Source organism: Streptomyces sp. NPDC055243 (assembly GCF_044544025.1).
In the GTDB taxonomy this organism is placed as follows: Bacteria; Actinomycetota; Actinomycetes; order Streptomycetales; family Streptomycetaceae; genus Streptomyces.
Genome location: NZ_JBITWR010000004.1, coordinates 557,905 through 573,311 on the forward strand (window position 1 = coordinate 557,905; position 15,407 = coordinate 573,311).

Here is a 15,407-nt window from a genome sequence, read left to right on the forward strand (position 1 = left end):
ACGGGCCTTTCCCGCCCACCCGCCCGATCACCCGGCAGCTTTGCCCGCGCCGAACGGGCCTCTCCCGCCCACCCGCCCGATCACCCGGCAGCTTTGCCCGCGCCGAACGGGCCTCTCCCACCCGCCCGCCCGATCACCCCGAAGCTCTGCCTGCGCCGAACGGGCCTTTCCCGCCCACCCGCCCGATTGCCCCGCAGCCTTGCCCGTGACGAACAGGCCTCTCCCGCCCGCCCGCCCGATTGCCCCGCAGCCTTGCCGGTGACGAACGGGCCGGTCCCGCGCATCCGCAGTCGGCGGCGAGACGTGAGGGGACGTGCCGGTATGTCCGCCCGGAGCACGGCTCGCGGCGCTCCGGTGCCGAAGTACCCTCGCGGCCACCGGACGATAGCGAGGACGGACATACCGGCGCGGCCCCGCCCCCAAGGTCAGCGTCACCGCCTCGCCCCCCAGGGTCAGCACCCCCCCAGGGCCAGCAGCACCCCCGCCCCCAGGGCCAGCAGCACCCCCGCCCCCAGGGCCAGCAGCACCCCCCGCCCTCAGCGCCGCCGCAACCCCATCACCCCCGCCACCCCCACCCCCGCACCGACCACCGCGCAGACCCCCGCAGCCACCCCCACCATCCCCCACGGCACCGCCACCCCCGCCGGTGCCGACAGTCGCGCCAGGCCCGCGCTCAGCGTGCCCAGGTTGAGGAGCGTGACCGCCAGGCCCAGTGCCGTGCCTACCGCCACCGCGAGCAGGGCCTCCCCGGCGATCACCAGCCGCACTTGCCCCCACGTGGCCCCGGCCATCCGCAGCGAGCGCAGCTCAGGGCCCCGTACCGACGTAGCCATCAGCAGCGTTCCCGCCAGTGAGATGACCGTGTAGACCAGAGCGATACCCAGCAGCACCATCAACCCCAGCCGCGTCTGCGGCTTCGTAGCGGGATGCGTATCCGCCAGCCATTCCTCCGCCGACCACACCCGCACATCACCACCATCGCCGCCACCATCGTCGCCGCCACCATCGTCGCTGCCATCACCCCAGCCGCCATCACCACCCCCGACCCGCGCCCGCAGCGCCCCCGCGGCCTCCTCCCGCTCCGCACCCGCCGCCGCCCCCTCCCGCAGCCCCACATCAATCCGGTCCACCCGAGCCCCCGCCCCCGCATTGGCCGCCGTCACGTACGCACCGCTGTCCCCCGTCCCCCGCGCAAGCACCGCAACGATCCGCAGTCGCGCCGGCCTCCCGTCCCCGAGCCAGACGTCGACCCGCTCGCCCACCCGCCGCCGCTCCCACTCCTCGTTGACGACGATCGACCGGTCGTCCAGGTCACGCACGTCCCCCGCCACCACCGGCAGCCGCGACACCGAGGCGAACGCCGACGCATCGCTCACGGCCCGCGCATCCGAGCGGATCAGCGCCGTGCCTTCCTCCCGCACGAACACGGCCGTGGACCCGGACGACGCGGCCACCGCCACCCCATCAACTCCGCCCACCTTCTCCAGCAGACCGGTCTTCTCCAGCGGGCCCGCCTTTCCCAATGGCCTCAATGGGCCCAATGGCTCCAACGGGCCCAGCGGCCCCAAGTCATCGCCCGTCACCACCAGTTCCGCCCCCATACGCCCCCTCGCCTCCGCCGCCCTCGCCTCGCCCACCGTCTCCGCCGAGCCCAGCAGCGAACCCGCAAGCGCCACCGTCACCAGGACCGGCGCGGCGACCGCCGCAGTCCGGCGCACCGACGCGGCGGAGTTCTCGCGGACCAGGAGCCCGACCGCGCCGGGAAGGCGGACGGCGCGCAGGGCGGGACGTACGAGAAGAGGAGTGAGCGCGGCCAGAGCGATGATCAGGATCATCGGCTGGGTCGTGTACGTCTTCCGCTTCAGCAGCGCCGACGGGTCCGTCCACACCGTCCAGCCCAGCATCCCGACCCCCACCGCCAGCAGAACGCCGCCCACGATCCGCCGGCTCCACGGCATGACGCCGGTGTCGACGGACGCGTCCCGCAACGCCTCGACGGGGCCGATCCGCCCCGCCCGCCGCGACGCGATCCACGCACCCGCGAAGGCCACCGACACCCCGACCCAGAAGGCGAGATGGAAGGGCCAGACCGCCCCGCCTATCCCGAACCACTCCGGAGCGATCTCCGCGTCCACCAGCGCTCGCGCCAGTACCGGCGCACCCCACGCGCCCAGCACACACCCCACCCCGGAGGCCGCGACCCCCACCGCGAGCGCCTCCGCGAGCAGCATCCTGCGCACCTGGCCCGGCGTCGCTCCGGCCATCCGCAGCAGCCCGAACTCGCGCCGCCGCAGCGCCACGACGAAGGCGAAGGTGGACGCCGTGACGAAGACCGAGACGAAGGCCGACACCCCGCCCGCCGTCCCCAGGAACGAGTTCACCGCGACCAACGCCTCCGCGTCCCGGCCCGGCTCCGGATCTGCGAGCCGCCGATCATCCCCGGTCAGGACCTGGACCGGGACCCCAGCCCGCGCCGCCCCGACGGCCTCCCGCACGGCCTCCCGCACGTCCTCAACCGGGGCATTCACCCCCACCGCATCTCTTTTCGCCCCGTCCAGCTGAACCGGCCCGAGGCGTCGAAGCTCGCGCAGAAGTTCGATATCCACAGGCTGTGGATGAGCGAGCGGTTTTGTCACATGCCCGGTGTCCGGCCCACGCCGTACCGGGACAGTCAGGGATTTCTGTCCCATAACGACCACGGGTGACGCGGCGAACCGCACGGGTTCCCGCTCCGGCGCACTGAACGTCGAGGCGAGCCCGAGCCCCATCGCGGCGATGAGCGTCACACCCAGCGCGACGGCGACGAAGGCGCCGAGCAGGCCGGCCCAGCGGGTACGAAGGGAAGCGAGGAACATCATCGAGCAGCCACCTCCCCGCGACCCAAGTCCCCGCGAGCCGCTTCCCCGCGAGCCGCTTCCCCGCGACCCAATTCCCCGCGAGCCACCTCGCCGCGAGCCGCTTCCCCGCGAGCCACCTCCCCGCGAGCCGCTTCCCCGCGAGCCACCTCCCCGCGAGCCGCTTCCCCGCGACCCGACTGAGGGGAGGAACCCGCCTCAAGCCCCGCCATCCGCCGGGCCACCTTCCCCGCATCCGGCGCGAGTACCTCGTCGGCCACCCGCCCGTCCACCAGGAAGACCACCCGGTCCGCATGCGCCGCCGCCACGGGATCATGCGTGACCATCACGGTCGTCTGCCCTTCCCGGTCGACCAACTCCCGCAACAGGAGCAGCACTTCACGGCTGGTGGTCGTATCCAGCGCGCCGGTCGGCTCGTCGCCGAACAGCACCGCGGGCCGCGTGACGAGCGCCCGCGCCAGAGCCACCCGCTGCTGCTGCCCGCCCGAAAGCTCCCCCGGCCGATGCCGGGCACGGTCGCCCAGGCCCACCCGGCCCAGCGCGTCCCCCACCTCCGTACGCGATGGGCGGCGGCCCGCAAGCCGCAGCGGCAGGGCGACGTTCTGGGCCGCGGTCAGCGACGGGAGGAGGTTGAAGGACTGGAAGACGAAGCCGATGCGGTCCCGCCGCAGCAGGGTCAGCCGCCGCTCGCTCAGCCCCGTCAGCTCCGTACCGCCCACTTCCACCGAACCGGACGTCGGCCGGTCGAGCCCGGCGGCGCACTGCAGCAGCGTCGACTTGCCGGAGCCGGAGGGCCCCATGATCGCGGTGAAGGTGCCGGCGCGTATCGCGAGGTCGACGCCGTCGAGGGCGGTCACGTCGCGGTAGAGACGGCGGACGGCGGTGAGCCGTACGGCAGTTGAGGTCATGCCCCAACCCAACCGGCCACGGCCTCGCCGGGCACGACCACTGGGGGGCGTCCTGAGGGTATGGCCAGCCATACCCTTGACGTATGGATGATCCGGTGAACGAGGTGATCGACAAGGCGTTCGCGGCAGCGCTGTACGCGGGCGGCGACGAGGGCCTCGACACCGGCGCGTCCCTCCTGGCGGCCGCTCCCGAGGCCGACGCGGAGCTGTGGCGCAGGGGCGAGGAGCTGGTGCGCCGCGCGTGGGGGCGGGGCTGGCAGCCGGCGGACGTCATACGGATGGTCGGCCGTGCCCAGGACGACGCCGCGCACGGGACGGACCGTGCCCAGCAGACACAGCTGGCCGCCGAGCTGATCACCACAGAGACCAGGCGGTACGGGGACACGCTGCCGCCCCGCTGGAGGGCGCAGCTGGCCGAGCTCGCTTCCGGGGGCGGCGCGCGAGCCGACCGGTTCTCCCGGGCGACGACCGCCCTGGCCCTCTACCGCCTCCTCCTGCGCCTCCCCGCGATCGAGCCGGTGGGCCCCGCCCCCGGCGCCCCCCTCCACGCGCCTCCTCCTCCCGGCCACGAAGAGCCCCGCATCCTCACCCGCATCCGCGCGCTCCTGGCCAAGGCCGAGGCGACCGGATTCCCCGAGGAGGCGGAGGCGCTGACCGCCAAGGCGCAGGAGCTGATGGCCAGGCACACCATCGACGAGGCCCTGCTGGCGTCCCGTACGCACGCCAAGGACACTCCCGGGGCCTGCCGCATCGGCGTGGACGCCCCGTACGAGACGGCGAAGGCGATCCTGCTGGACGCGGTGGCGTCGGCGAACCGTTGCCGTGCGGTGTGGAACGAGGCGTACGGCTTCTCGACCGTCGTCGGCTTCGAGCCCGACCTGGAGGTGGTCGAACTCCTCCACACCTCGCTCCTCGTGCAGGGGACGGCGGCGATGACTAGGGCGGAGGCGGGGCAGCGGGCGGGCGGCCGGAAGCGTACGAAGACGTTCCGTCAGGCGTTCCTTCTGGCGTACGCGAACCGGCTCGGCGCGCGGCTGGCCGCGGCGGCGGAGGACGTCACCGCGGAGTCCCCGGAGGCGGGGGAGTTGCTGCCGGTCCTGGCCGCGAGGGACGTGGCCGTCACGGCCCAGGCGGAGCGGATGTTCCCTGAAACGAGCACCACCCGTGTCCGGGGCGCGACGGACCTCGAGGGCTGGACCCACGGCACGGCGGCGGCCAACGAGGCCCAAATGCCCCCGCCCCGCCGCCCCCTCCCGTAAGAACCCCACTCCACCCCCGCAGCCTCGCCCGCAACGAACAAGCCCCTCCCGCCCACCCGCCCGATTGCCCCGCGTGGCACGGGGGAGTGGGGAGCGGGTGTAGCAACGGCATGGGTGGTAGTGCCTGGGAGGGGCGGAATGCAATCTGCGCGGTGAGGGTGGGCGGGGATCGGCACGAGGGAGGGGGCGGATCGCGGTATGCGTGGGCGATCCGCGATCCCGGGAGTGGGGGAAACGGCGGTACGCGTACGACATGCACCAGCCCCGCGAGCCCGGCTCCCGCACACCCGCAGTCGGCAGTGAGACGCGAGGGGACGTGCCGGTGTGTCCGCCCGGAGCACGGCTCGCGGCGCTCCGGTGCCGAAGCAGCCCCACGGCCACCGGACGATGGCGAGGACGGACATACCGGCGCGGAACCGTCCCCACAGACGGACCAGCCCCGCCCCCCCTCCCCCCGGGCCCCCGCCCAGGTTCAGCCGAAATGCCCCGTATCATCACAGAGTGACCTGGCTTCGAGCGCTGAAGGAGACCAGCCGCTCGGGGCTGAGCGTCGAGCGGAAGCGGCTTGAGCCCCTCATCGCTCTGCGCGGCGCAGCCGGCCTCGCCATCGTCATCGGCGTCAGCCTCACCCTCTTCGGCCCCGCCGTAGCCGCCAGCTCGGCCTTCGGCGCCTTCCAGGCAGCCATCGCCACCTTCCAACGCAGCTGGCGCCCCCGCCCGGAACTGGCCCTCGCCTCCGGCACGAGCCTCGCCGTCTCCACCTTCCTCGGCTACCTCACCGGCTCCCACACCCTCCTCTTCCTCGCCCTCCTCTCCCTCTGGACCTTCCTCTCCGGCCTGAGCTGGGCCGCGGGCCCGACCATCGGCATCATCGCCTCCTCCAACGTCGCGATCATGCTGGTCACGGTCACCCTCCCCGGTTCCATCGCCGCCGCGGCGGGCCACGCCGCGATGATGGTGGTGGGCGGCGCCGTCCAGGCCGCCCTCGTCGTCCTGTTCCCCGTACGCAGATGGGGCGCCCACCGAGACGCCCTCGCCGACGCGCTCGCGGCCGAGGCCGACTACGCCCGCCGCCTCCGCCACGACCCCCACGCAGACTTCGACCCCGAACCCCTGATGGCGGCCCGCGACGCGGCGACCATCACCCCGCGCCAGGCCCGCACCCGCCCCGCCGAACTCCACGGCGCCCGCGGCGTGGCGGAACGCATCCGCCCCGTACTCGCCTCCCTGGCCGACCCGGCGGTCGGCGTACCGGAAGAAGGCCCCGAACGCGACCGCGTACGCGAGATCCTGGCCGCGTCCGGCGCCATCCTGGACGCGGCGGCCAGAGCGATCCGGCAGGGCGAACCGGTGAAGATCCCACCCGCGGCCGTATCCACCCTCCGGACCCCGGACACCGGAGCGATCCTCACGGGCCCGGCGCAACGAGCGGCGAAACGCCTGGCGGCACTGCTCCGTGACGTCATCGAAACAGCAGGCAGACCCCCCGACAAAGCGCCCCCACCTCTCCCCGGCTCCCCCACAGCAACCACTCCCACCACCACCCCCACAGCAACCACTCCCACCACCCCCACCACCCCCACCCCCCTCCTACGCCCCACCTTCCCCGCCCTCCTCCCCGCCGCCCTCCGCGCCATAAGGACCGAACTCCGCCGCCGCCACGAATCCCCCATCACCCGCCACGCCATCCGCGTCACCGCCGTGGCCGCCGCCGGCTATCTCCTGGGCACCTGGCTCCCCCTCGGCCACGGCTACTGGGCCCCCATGGCCTCCGTGATGGTGATGCGCCCGGACTTCTCGCAGACGTACTCCCGCGCGGTGGCCCGCTTCGGTGGCACCCTCGTGGGCGTCGCCCTGGCCACCGGCCTGGTGCAGCTCGCGGACCCCGGCACCGAGCTCTCCGCGGCACTCGCCGTCCTCTGCGCCGGAATGATGTACCTGCTGATGCGCACGGGCCAGGTCGCCGCCCAGGCCTGCGTCGCCGCGTACGTCGTGTTCCTGCTCGGCATGGGCGGCGAGCAGTGGACGCAGACCGTGCCGGAGCGCGTCGTGCTCACCCTCCTCGGCGGCGTCCTCGCGATGATCGCGTACGCCGTGTACCCGGCCTGGGAGACCCCGCGCCTGCGCAACCGCCTCGCCGACTGGCTGACCGCGGACGGCCGCTACGCCGCAGCCGTCGTCAGCCGCTACGCCGACCCCGCGGGCAGCTCCTGCCCGGACGTGCGCGAGGCGCTCCTCGCCGCCCGCGACGCCCGCATCGCCTGGCAGGAAGCCGCCGCCCGCGCCAAGCACGAACCGGTGCGCCACCGGGGCGTCTCCCGCGCCGCGGCCACCGACGCCGAGGAGGCCCTCGCCCAACTCGGCCGCGTGGCGATGCTGATGGAGGCCCACCTCCCGGACCGCGACGCGACCCCCGTCCCCGCCGCCGCCCGCCTCGCGGAGGCCCTGCGCAAGTCGACGGAGGAAGGCGCGAAGGCCGTACGCGAACGCCGCGTCCCGAAGTGGGAAGCCGTGCGCAAGGCCCTGGACGAGTGGGACGGCGAGGGCGTCCCCGACCGGGTCGTACGCAGAGGAGCGGGCCTCCTGCTCGCCACCCTCCAGGAGCTGTCGGACGCCCTGGACACGTCACCGCCGCCGATGCTGGTGGACGGATCGGAGACAGGCGCACAAAAGGACAGCGGACCGCAGGACCCCGAACAAGGTCCCACGGCCCGCTGACAGCGCACCCGATCAAGCAGCAGAGAGCTCAGGCAAGCAGCAAAGAGCTCAGGACTGCGGAATCCCCGCAGTGGGCAGCCCCGCAGTAGGCAGCCCTTCAGGCAGCTTCCCGCCCTTGGTCCTCGTGAACTGATCCTTGCCCGCGCCCTGCCAAGCGACCGTCATCGACGTGCCGTTGACCGACTCGACCGTGCCCTCGGTCCCGGTCCGAGTCGCCCTTGGCGCACTTGAGCTTGATCGTCTCGCCGGCGGCGGTCCCGCTGCACAGGACGTTCTCCCCGAGCAGCGTGGCCTTCTCCCCGGCGATGACCAGCGCGAGCGGGTTACCGCCCGCGGTGGCGACCCAACTGCCCTCGGAGCCACCGTCCTTCGCACCGGAGTCGGCCCCGCCCTCGTCCGGCGTATCGGAACCGTCGGACCCGTCGGCCCCGGCGGAGCTGCCCGCCGAGCCCTTGTCCTTGTCCTTGCCCGCGTCCTCACCGTCGCCGCCGTCACTGCTGCAACCGGTCAGGACAAGGGCGGCGACAAGACCCGCCGCCGCGGCACCGATACGTACGTTCCGGACGTGCATGCGCACCGAAATCCCCCTACACGAAGCTGTGTGACGCTCGTCGCTCAAACCAGGCCAGTGAATCGCGCGCCAAGCTACCAGGACGACTTGCGCACCCCGGGGAGGAATCCGGCGTGCGCTTGGTCACGCAGCTTCACCCGGGAGAGGCCGAACTTCCCCACGTATCCGCGCGGGCGCCCGTCGACGCTGTCCCGGTTGCGTACGCGCGTCGCACTCGCGTCCCGCGGCTGCCGCGCCAACTCCGCCTGAGCGGCCAGCCGTTCGGCCTCGCCCGTGCCGGGCCTGCGGACGATCTCCTTCAGCTCGGCCCGCCGCGCGGCGTACCGCGCGACGATCTCGCGCCGCTTCTCGTTCTTCGCGATCTTGCTCTTCTTGGCCATCAGACCCTCACTCCGCGCGCACGGATCCTGGCGACGGCGGCCTCGACGCCGATCGCGTCGACGGTCTTGATGCCCTTGGCGCTGAGCCGCAGCCGTACGTAGCGGCCCTCGCTCGGCAGCCAGTAGCGCTTGCGCTGGACGTTGATGTCGAACCGGCGGGACGTGCGCCGGTGCGAGTGGGAGATCTGGTTGCCGAAGCCCGGCGTGGCGCCGGTCAGCTGGCAGTGGGCGGACATGGTGACGCACCTCTCGGTCGTGGGGCGGAGAACCCCTGCGGAACCGTTTTGAAAACGGGATTCATTTTCATACACTAACTCCATGGCCCGCAACGAACTCCGCCCGATCATCAAGCTCCGGTCCACGGCCGGCACCGGCTACACGTACGTGACCCGCAAGAACCGCCGTAACGACCCCGACCGCATGACGCTGCGCAAGTACGACCCGGTCGTCGGGCGCCACGTCGATTTCCGAGAGGAGCGCTGACCCTCATGCGCAAGGACATCCACCCGCCGTACGGCCCCGTCGTCTTCCGCGACAAGTCCGCCGGCTACGCCTTCCTCACCCGCTCCACCGCGACCAGCGAGAAGACGGTCGAGTGGGAGGACGGGCGCACCTACCCCGTCATCGACGTCGAGGTCTCCTCCGCGAGTCACCCCTTCTACACGGGCACGGCCAAGGTCCTGGACACGGCGGGCCGCGTGGAGCGCTTCGAGCGCCGTTACGGCGCGCGATGACCCCGCCGACTCCTCCGAACCCGCCGAACCCTCCCGCCTCACCGACCCCGCCGAACCCGCCGACCCCGGGCCGCTCGATGGACGTCGCGATCGTCGGCGGGCTGCACTCCGACGCCCGTAAGGACGCCGTCGAGCGGCTCCTCACCACCGTCCCGGGGAGCGTGGCGCTCCACCACGACCTGGCGACGGCCGTGCGCGGCACCGTCGTGCGGACGGTGCGCGATGCCACCGGAGTGCTCTCCACGGGCGAGGCGCCGCTGGTCAACGACTGTGCGTGCTGCGCCCTGCGCGAGGACCTGGTGCCCGAGCTCGAACGGCTCGCGGACTCCGGTCTCACGCGGCTCGCGATCGTCGAGCTGTGGGACTCCGTCGAGCCCAAGGCGATGGCGGAGGTCATCACGGCGCACGCGCCCGAGGGGCTGCGGCTGAGCGGCGTGATCACGGCCGTCGACCCCGCACTCCTCCTGCCCTACCTCGGCAACGGTGACGACCTCATGGAGGCCGGGCTCGCCGCGGCCTCCACGGATCAGCGCACGGTGGCCGACACGTGGGCCCGCCAGCTGGAGTACGCGCCCGTGCTCGCCGTCGCGGATTCCCCGGACGCCGACGACGAGGACCGCGCGCTCCTCGCCCAGCTCCACCCGACCGCCCGTCAGGTCCCGATCAGCGGTCACGGGGACCTGGCGGGTGCCGCGCTCGCCGGATTCGACGTCGAGGCGGCAGCCGCCGCCCAGCATCCGTCCTGCGCGCTGCTGCCGATCGACGCCGACGAGGCGGGGGTGGCCACCCTCGTGTGGCACCGGGACCGGCCCTTCCACCCGGAGCGGCTCTACCAGGCCCTGGAGGACCTGACCTGCGCGGCGGCCCGCAGCCGCGGCAGGTTCTGGCTGGCCGACCATCCGGACACGCTGCTTGGCTGGGACGCCGCGGGCGGCGCGCTCTGTGTGGAGAGCGCGGGGCCCTGGCTGGCCTCGCTGCCGGACGCCGCCTGGGAGATGGTGCCGCCGGTGCGCCGTGCCGCGGCCGCGCTCGACTGGCATCCGGAGCACGGCGACTGCTGCCAGCACCTGGTGTTCATCTCGCCGGGCCTGGACCGCGAGGGGCTCGAAGAGGTCCTGGAGTCATGCCTGTTGACGGACGAGGAGTACGCCGCGGGGCGCGAAGCCTGGAAACACCTGCCCCCTGCCTTCGACACCCTCCTGGAGGTCTGAATGTCCCCCCGCAAGCCGTCCGACCGCGTGCAGAAGCCCCGCCCCAACCCCCTGGACCAGGCGAAGATCACGTACATCGACTACAAGGACACGGACCTGCTCCGCAAGTTCATCTCGGACCGGGGCAAGATCCGCTCCCGGCGGGTCACCCGCGTGTCGGCCCAGCAGCAGCGCCTGCTGACCCGCGCGATCAAGAACGCGCGGGAGATGGCGCTGTTGCCGTACGGCACGAGCCGCTGACCTGCGCCGCCGCTGTGCGGCGCGTCGTTCCGGGCAGGGCGTTCCCCGCGGTCACCGCGGGGGCGCCCTGCTTCTCGTTCGGTGCGCAGGCCTTCGTGCGAAGGCCTTCGTGAAGGCCGCCGTCGAGGCCTCCGCGCACGCCGTTACGCGGACGTTGGAACAGGAAGGGCCCGGTACGCGTCTCTTCCTAGAGGCGGGGGCGGCGTTCGCATGTCATGCGGGTACCCGGGCAGGTGCTGACGGAGCTGTAACCAAGGGACCACCCCGCGTGCACGTGCATCTGCCCATGCATCGGCATGTGAACACAGCTATGATCCCGGACAGTTGACCATTGCATCTAGAGCCGCATCAGGCACTGCACCACCGGGGAGCGACTGTGCACCACGTGTTTAACGGCATGGCTGCCACGGAGCTGCACGGGGTGGCCTGGCAGAAGAGCAGGCACAGCAACTCGCAGGGCGCCTGCGTGGAGTTCGCGAAACTGCCGGGCGGCGACGTCGCCGTACGCAACTCGCGCTTTCCCGACGGTCCGGCGCTCGTCTACACGCGCGCCGAGATCGAGGCGATGCTGCTCGGGATGAAGGACGGGGAGTTCGACCACCTGATAGGTGGTTAGCCGTCGTGCCCGCTAAGCCAGCTGGAACAACGCCCACACGACCTTGCCCCGCAGCGCGCCCGCGAGCGGGTGCCAGCCCCAGCTGTCGCTGAACGAGTCCACCAGGAACAGGCCGCGGCCCGACTCGGCCGAGAAGTCGTCGTCCGTCTCGCGCGCGACCGGACTGTCGTCACTGGGGTCGCGCACCGCGCACACCAGACGCGAGGTCCAGCGCATCAGGTGCAGCCGCACCGGCGGCCCCTGCTCGCGTGGAGTGTCGGACGGCAGCGCGTGTCTCAGGGCGTTGGTGACCAACTCGGAGACGACCAGGGCGATGTCGTCGAAGCGATCTTCCAGTTCCCACTGGCACAGGGTCTTGCGGGTGAACTGCCGCGCGCTGCCCACCGCTTCGTAGCGGGCGGGCAGGGAGCAGGACGCAGCGCTGGAGACCGCTGAGGGGTCGAGTGGGGGAAGCCCCTGCCGTAACGGCTCGAGCATGGTCGATCCATTCGTCCCCATGCGAGGCACTCCCCGGTTTCGCGGTACATAGCGATGGAGCGGTGGTGCGGTCGGTACAGCGACGCTGCGGCACATCGGTACAGCTCGGCCCGATGGTGATACAGCGGTGGCGCGCGGACCATGGTTCCGAATGCGTACAGCAGATGCAAGGGCAGATGCACGTGCACGCGCCGGACTTAGTCGTTCCCGTGCCACTTCTTGCCCATTTCTTCCTACGACTTCTTGTGGAGGACTTCCGAAGGCTTTCCGTTTCTGTAACCGAACGAGTACGGCCTGAAGCGTTTAATGGCAGACTGCTGGCTTCCAAGTGATGGGGAGGATTGAGCGAAGTGACCGCAGGGGAGTCGAGCGGCTCGGTCGTACGGCGCATGCTCCTTGGCTCGCAACTCAGGCGCCTGAGGGAATCGCGCGGCATCACCCGTGAAGCGGCCGGCTACTCGATCCGCGCCTCCGAATCGAAGATCAGCCGCATGGAGTTGGGACGGGTGAGCTTCAAGTCCAGAGACGTAGAGGACCTGTTGACGCTCTACGGCGTCAACGATGAGGCCGAGCGGGTCGCACTGCTCTCGCTCGCCAAAGAGGCCAACCTCGCCGGCTGGTGGCACAGTTATTCGGATGTCCTGCCGGGCTGGTTCCAAACATACGTTGGTCTCGAAGGCGCCGCTTCGCTCATCCGCGTCTACGAAGTCCAGTTCGTCAACGGCCTGTTGCAGACCGAGGCGTACGCCCACGCGGTCGTCGCGCGCGGCATGAAGGGCGCGAGCGAGGCGGACATCGAGCGCCGCGTCGCGCTGCGCCTCGAACGCCAGAAGCTGCTCGTCGCCGAGCGCGCGCCCCGTTTCCACTGCGTGCTCGACGAGGCGGCGCTCCGACGCCCGTACGGCGACCGGGAAGTGATGCGGGGTCAGATCCAGCACCTGATCGAGATCTCCGAACGGCCGAATGTCACCCTCCAGGTCATGCCGTTCAGCTTCGGTGGGCACTCGGGCGAGAGCGGAGCGTTCACCATGCTGCGCTTCCCGGAGTCGGACCTATCGGACGTCGTGTACGTGGAGCAGCTGACGGGAGCCCTGTACCTCGACAAGCCCGAGGAAGTCGGCCAGTACGAGCGGGTGGTCGGTCAGCTCCAGAGCGACAGCCCCAATCCGGCCGATAGTCGCGATCTCCTCCGTGGTCTGCTCCAACTCACCTGAGACGTCAGTACGATGACGTGAAATCAGATGTCTGCAGACTGCGGCAAGGGGTCTCATGTCCTTCTTCACTGACCTGGCTCACCAGTTCATCGACGGTGAGTGGAAGGCCGGTTCCGGCTCCTGGGACATCATCGACTTCAATCCGTACAACGGGGAGAAGCTCGCGTCGATCACCGTGGCGACGGCCGACGAGGTGGACCAGGCCTACCGGGCGGCCGAGCGCGCGCAGAGGGAGTGGGGCCGGACCAGCCCCTACGCCCGGCGCGGAGTCTTCGAGCGCGCCCTGCGCATCGTCGAGGACCGTGAGGAAGAGATATCCGAGGCCATCGTCGCCGAGCTGGGCGGCACCCGGCTCAAGGCCGCCTTCGAGATCCACCTCACCAAGGAGTTCCTGCGCGAGGCCGTGCACGTCTCGCTCCAGCCCGAGGGGCGCATCCTCCCCTCGCCCGGCGAGGGCAAGGAGAACCGCCTCTACCGCGAGCCGGTCGGCGTGGTCGGGGTCATCAGCCCCTTCAACTTCCCCCTCCTGCTCTCCCTGAAGACGGTCGCCCCCGCGCTCGCCCTGGGCAACGCCGTGGTGCTCAAGCCGCACCAGAACACGCCCGTGATGGGCGGCAGCTTCCTTGCGAAGCTGTTCGAGGAGGCGGGTCTCCCGGCCGGCGTCCTGAACGTGGTCATCACTGACATCGCCGAGATCGGTGACGCGTTCATCGAGCACCCGGTGCCGAGCGTCATCTCCTTCACCGGCTCCGACCGCGTGGGCCGTCACGTCGGCACGGTCTGCGCCGCGAACTTCAAGCGGTCGATCCTGGAGCTCGGCGGCAACAGCGCCCTCGTCGTCCTGGACGACGCGGACGTCGACTACGCCGTGGCCGCGGCGGTCTTCAGCCGCTTCGTGCACCAGGGCCAGGTCTGCATGGCGGCCAACCGCATCCTCGTGGACCGGTCGCTCCAGGAGGAGTTCACCGAGAAGTTCGTCGCCAAGGTCGCTGCCCTGAAGGTCGGCGACCCGGCGGACCCGGGGACCCACATCGGCCCGCTGATCAGCTCCTCGCAGGCGGACGCGGTGACGAAGACGGTCGACCAGGCGGTGGCGGCGGGCGCCAAGGCGCTCCTGCACGGGAGCACCGAGGGCAACCTGGTGGCGCCCACGGTCCTGACCGACCTGGCGGCCGACGCCCCGGTCCTGCACCAGGAGATCTTCGGCCCGGTGGCGCTGCTCGTGCCCTTCGACGGCGAGGAAGAGGCCGTACGGATCGCCAACGACACCCCGTACGGGCTCAGCGGCGCCGTCCACACGGCCGACGTCGAGCGCGGCGTGCGGTTCGCGCGGCGGATCAACAGCGGCATGTTCCACGTGAACGACGGCACCGTGCACGACGAGCCGATCGTGCCCTTCGGCGGCGAGAAGCACTCGGGCATCGGGCGCCTCAACGGCGAGTCGACGGTGGACGCGTTCACCACGCAGAAGTGGATCTCGGTGCAGCACGGCCGCTCCCAGTTCCCCTTCTGAGGACCTCGCGCACTGTGCTGCGCTCGCTTCGAACGCTTCGAACGCTGCGTACGTCGTGATTTCCCGGACCCTTGCGGACAGAAGCTGACCGCAAGGGTCCGTAACGTCTGTGGTGTCGGAAAGCCCGGCAGGCTCCACGGCTCGGAGAGGCGGACCCCATGGTCACCCACGTCAACGCAGAGGCCCCCGGCGACGAGCGCGGCGCGCTGCTCGCCTTTCTCGACGCCGAGCGAGGCGGCATCCGGCGGGCCCTGATCGGCCTGACCGACGAGCAGGCGGCGACGAAGCCCAGCGCCAGCGAGCTCTCGCTCTCCGGGCTGCTCAAGCACGTCGCCGAGGTCGAGGAGAGCTGGATCTCGCGGGCGAAGGGCGTCGCCCCCGCGGTCGAGCGCACCGAGGCGAACTGGGACGAGTGCTTCCGTCTGATCGAGGGCGAGACGGTCGCGTCGGCGCTCGCGTACTGGGGCCAAGTCGCCGACCGCACCGAGGAGTTCATCCGCGCCTTGCCCACCCTCGACGAGACCTTCGCGCTGCCCGATCAGCCGTGGTTCCCGAAGGAGGACGTGTCGATGCGGTGGGTGCTGCTCCGCCTGATCACCGAGATGTCCCGGCACTCGGGCCACGCCGACATCATCCGCGAGACCCTCGACGGCAGGACGGCGTTCGAGCTGGTGGCCCTGGAGCGCGGCGAGAGCTGGGGCTGACCCTCCT

General features: G+C 71.5%; 16 protein-coding genes. 10 read left to right on the forward strand and 6 right to left on the reverse strand.

Going from position 1 to position 15,407, the window contains the following annotated elements; all coding sequences use genetic code 11:
- Positions 1-536: 536 nt before the first annotated feature.
- Positions 537-2,858 (reverse strand): FtsX-like permease family protein, encoded by a 2,322-nt coding sequence (locus ACIGXX_RS15385; RefSeq protein ID WP_399975880.1) that lies wholly within the window; start codon positions 2,856-2,858, stop codon positions 537-539.
- Positions 2,855-3,763 (reverse strand): ABC transporter ATP-binding protein, encoded by a 909-nt coding sequence (locus tag ACIGXX_RS15390; protein ID WP_399975883.1) that lies wholly within the window; start codon positions 3,761-3,763, stop codon positions 2,855-2,857. Before ACIGXX_RS15390 ends, ACIGXX_RS15385 begins: the two co-directional genes overlap by 4 nt.
- 83 nt (positions 3,764-3,846) lie before the next feature.
- On the opposite strand from ACIGXX_RS15390, the gene ACIGXX_RS15395 reads away from it, so the two are divergent.
- Both ACIGXX_RS15395 and ACIGXX_RS15400 read left to right on the forward strand, forming a co-directional pair.
- Entirely contained in the window at positions 3,847-5,022 is a 1,176-nt protein-coding gene (locus ACIGXX_RS15395) for a DUF2786 domain-containing protein (protein ID WP_399975886.1), read from the forward strand.
- A gap of 501 nt (positions 5,023-5,523) precedes the next feature.
- Complete coding sequence (locus ACIGXX_RS15400; protein ID WP_399975889.1) at positions 5,524-7,740, forward strand: FUSC family protein; 2,217 nt, start codon at positions 5,524-5,526, stop codon at positions 7,738-7,740.
- Positions 7,741-7,837: 97 nt separating this feature from the next.
- Here the strand turns inward: ACIGXX_RS15400 and ACIGXX_RS15405 are convergent, their stop codons facing one another.
- The 3 genes from ACIGXX_RS15405 to rpmB form a co-directional block, all read right to left on the reverse strand.
- A complete protein-coding gene (locus ACIGXX_RS15405) occupies positions 7,838-8,311 on the reverse strand; it encodes a hypothetical protein (protein ID WP_399975892.1) in 474 nt (157 codons plus the stop codon).
- Positions 8,312-8,385: 74 nt separating this feature from the next.
- A complete protein-coding gene (gene rpsN / locus ACIGXX_RS15410; RefSeq protein ID WP_361467656.1) occupies positions 8,386-8,691 on the reverse strand; it encodes a 30S ribosomal protein S14 in 306 nt (101 codons plus the stop codon).
- Entirely contained in the window at positions 8,691-8,927 is a 237-nt protein-coding gene (gene rpmB / locus ACIGXX_RS15415) for a 50S ribosomal protein L28 (RefSeq protein ID WP_351171976.1), read from the reverse strand. Before rpmB ends, rpsN begins: the two co-directional genes overlap by 1 nt.
- An 82-nt stretch (positions 8,928-9,009) precedes the next feature.
- Here rpmB and rpmG point away from each other — a divergent pair, with 82 nt between their 5' ends.
- From rpmG to ACIGXX_RS15440, 5 genes are all read left to right on the forward strand, one after another.
- Positions 9,010-9,174 carry a 50S ribosomal protein L33 gene (gene rpmG, locus ACIGXX_RS15420; RefSeq protein WP_009719228.1) on the forward strand — a complete coding sequence of 55 codons (165 nt, stop codon included), beginning with the start codon at positions 9,010-9,012 and terminating at the stop codon, positions 9,172-9,174.
- Positions 9,175-9,179: 5 nt separating this feature from the next.
- Positions 9,180-9,425 carry a type B 50S ribosomal protein L31 gene (locus ACIGXX_RS15425; RefSeq protein WP_351171972.1) on the forward strand — a complete coding sequence of 82 codons (246 nt, stop codon included), beginning with the start codon at positions 9,180-9,182 and terminating at the stop codon, positions 9,423-9,425.
- A gap of 77 nt (positions 9,426-9,502) precedes the next feature.
- Positions 9,503-10,636 carry a GTP-binding protein gene (locus ACIGXX_RS15430; protein ID WP_361467652.1) on the forward strand — a complete coding sequence of 378 codons (1,134 nt, stop codon included), beginning with the start codon at positions 9,503-9,505 and terminating at the stop codon, positions 10,634-10,636.
- Complete coding sequence (gene rpsR, locus ACIGXX_RS15435) at positions 10,637-10,876, forward strand: 30S ribosomal protein S18 (RefSeq protein ID WP_351171966.1); 240 nt, start codon at positions 10,637-10,639, stop codon at positions 10,874-10,876.
- Positions 10,877-11,252: 376 nt separating this feature from the next.
- A complete protein-coding gene (locus ACIGXX_RS15440; protein ID WP_190083999.1) occupies positions 11,253-11,492 on the forward strand; it encodes a DUF397 domain-containing protein in 240 nt (79 codons plus the stop codon).
- Positions 11,493-11,504: 12 nt separating this feature from the next.
- Here the strand turns inward: ACIGXX_RS15440 and ACIGXX_RS15445 are convergent, their stop codons facing one another.
- Positions 11,505-11,990 (reverse strand): ATP-binding protein, encoded by a 486-nt coding sequence (locus tag ACIGXX_RS15445; protein ID WP_351171962.1) that lies wholly within the window; start codon positions 11,988-11,990, stop codon positions 11,505-11,507.
- Between the two features lie 329 nt (positions 11,991-12,319).
- On the opposite strand from ACIGXX_RS15445, the gene ACIGXX_RS15450 reads away from it, so the two are divergent.
- The 3 genes from ACIGXX_RS15450 (at position 12,320) to ACIGXX_RS15460 (ending at position 15,400) form a co-directional block, all read left to right on the forward strand.
- A complete protein-coding gene (locus ACIGXX_RS15450; RefSeq protein ID WP_361467647.1) occupies positions 12,320-13,183 on the forward strand; it encodes a helix-turn-helix transcriptional regulator in 864 nt (287 codons plus the stop codon).
- A gap of 55 nt (positions 13,184-13,238) precedes the next feature.
- On the forward strand, positions 13,239-14,696 hold the full coding sequence (locus tag ACIGXX_RS15455) for an aldehyde dehydrogenase family protein (RefSeq protein WP_366461528.1): 1,458 nt from the start codon (positions 13,239-13,241) through the stop codon (positions 14,694-14,696).
- 158 nt (positions 14,697-14,854) lie between these two features.
- Positions 14,855-15,400: a DinB family protein gene (locus tag ACIGXX_RS15460; protein WP_351171953.1), complete on the forward strand. Its 546-nt coding sequence runs from the start codon at positions 14,855-14,857 to the stop codon at positions 15,398-15,400.
- Positions 15,401-15,407: the final 7 nt, after the last annotated feature.

Excerpts from the sequence above, each read along its gene's own strand:
- ACIGXX_RS15460 (WP_351171953.1), top strand. The coding sequence starts at position 14,855 with ATGGTCACCCACGTCAACGCAGAGGCCCCCGGCGACGAGCGCGGCGCG.
- rpsR (WP_351171966.1), top strand. The coding sequence starts at position 10,637 with ATGTCCCCCCGCAAGCCGTCCGACCGCGTGCAGAAGCCCCGCCCCAAC.
- ACIGXX_RS15430 (WP_361467652.1), top strand. The coding sequence starts at position 9,503 with ATGGACGTCGCGATCGTCGGCGGGCTGCACTCCGACGCCCGTAAGGAC.
- ACIGXX_RS15390 (WP_399975883.1), bottom strand. The coding sequence starts at position 3,763 with ATGACCTCAACTGCCGTACGGCTCACCGCCGTCCGCCGTCTCTACCGC.
- ACIGXX_RS15405 (WP_399975892.1), bottom strand. The coding sequence starts at position 8,311 with ATGCACGTCCGGAACGTACGTATCGGTGCCGCGGCGGCGGGTCTTGTC.
- ACIGXX_RS15455 (WP_366461528.1), top strand. The coding sequence starts at position 13,239 with ATGTCCTTCTTCACTGACCTGGCTCACCAGTTCATCGACGGTGAGTGG.
- rpmB (WP_351171976.1), bottom strand. The coding sequence starts at position 8,927 with ATGTCCGCCCACTGCCAGCTGACCGGCGCCACGCCGGGCTTCGGCAAC.
- ACIGXX_RS15395 (WP_399975886.1), top strand. The coding sequence starts at position 3,847 with ATGGATGATCCGGTGAACGAGGTGATCGACAAGGCGTTCGCGGCAGCG.
- rpsN (WP_361467656.1), bottom strand. The coding sequence starts at position 8,691 with ATGGCCAAGAAGAGCAAGATCGCGAAGAACGAGAAGCGGCGCGAGATC.
- rpmG (WP_009719228.1), top strand. The coding sequence starts at position 9,010 with ATGGCCCGCAACGAACTCCGCCCGATCATCAAGCTCCGGTCCACGGCC.
- ACIGXX_RS15385 (WP_399975880.1), bottom strand. The coding sequence starts at position 2,858 with ATGATGTTCCTCGCTTCCCTTCGTACCCGCTGGGCCGGCCTGCTCGGC.
- ACIGXX_RS15425 (WP_351171972.1), top strand. The coding sequence starts at position 9,180 with ATGCGCAAGGACATCCACCCGCCGTACGGCCCCGTCGTCTTCCGCGAC.
- ACIGXX_RS15445 (WP_351171962.1), bottom strand. The coding sequence starts at position 11,990 with ATGGGGACGAATGGATCGACCATGCTCGAGCCGTTACGGCAGGGGCTT.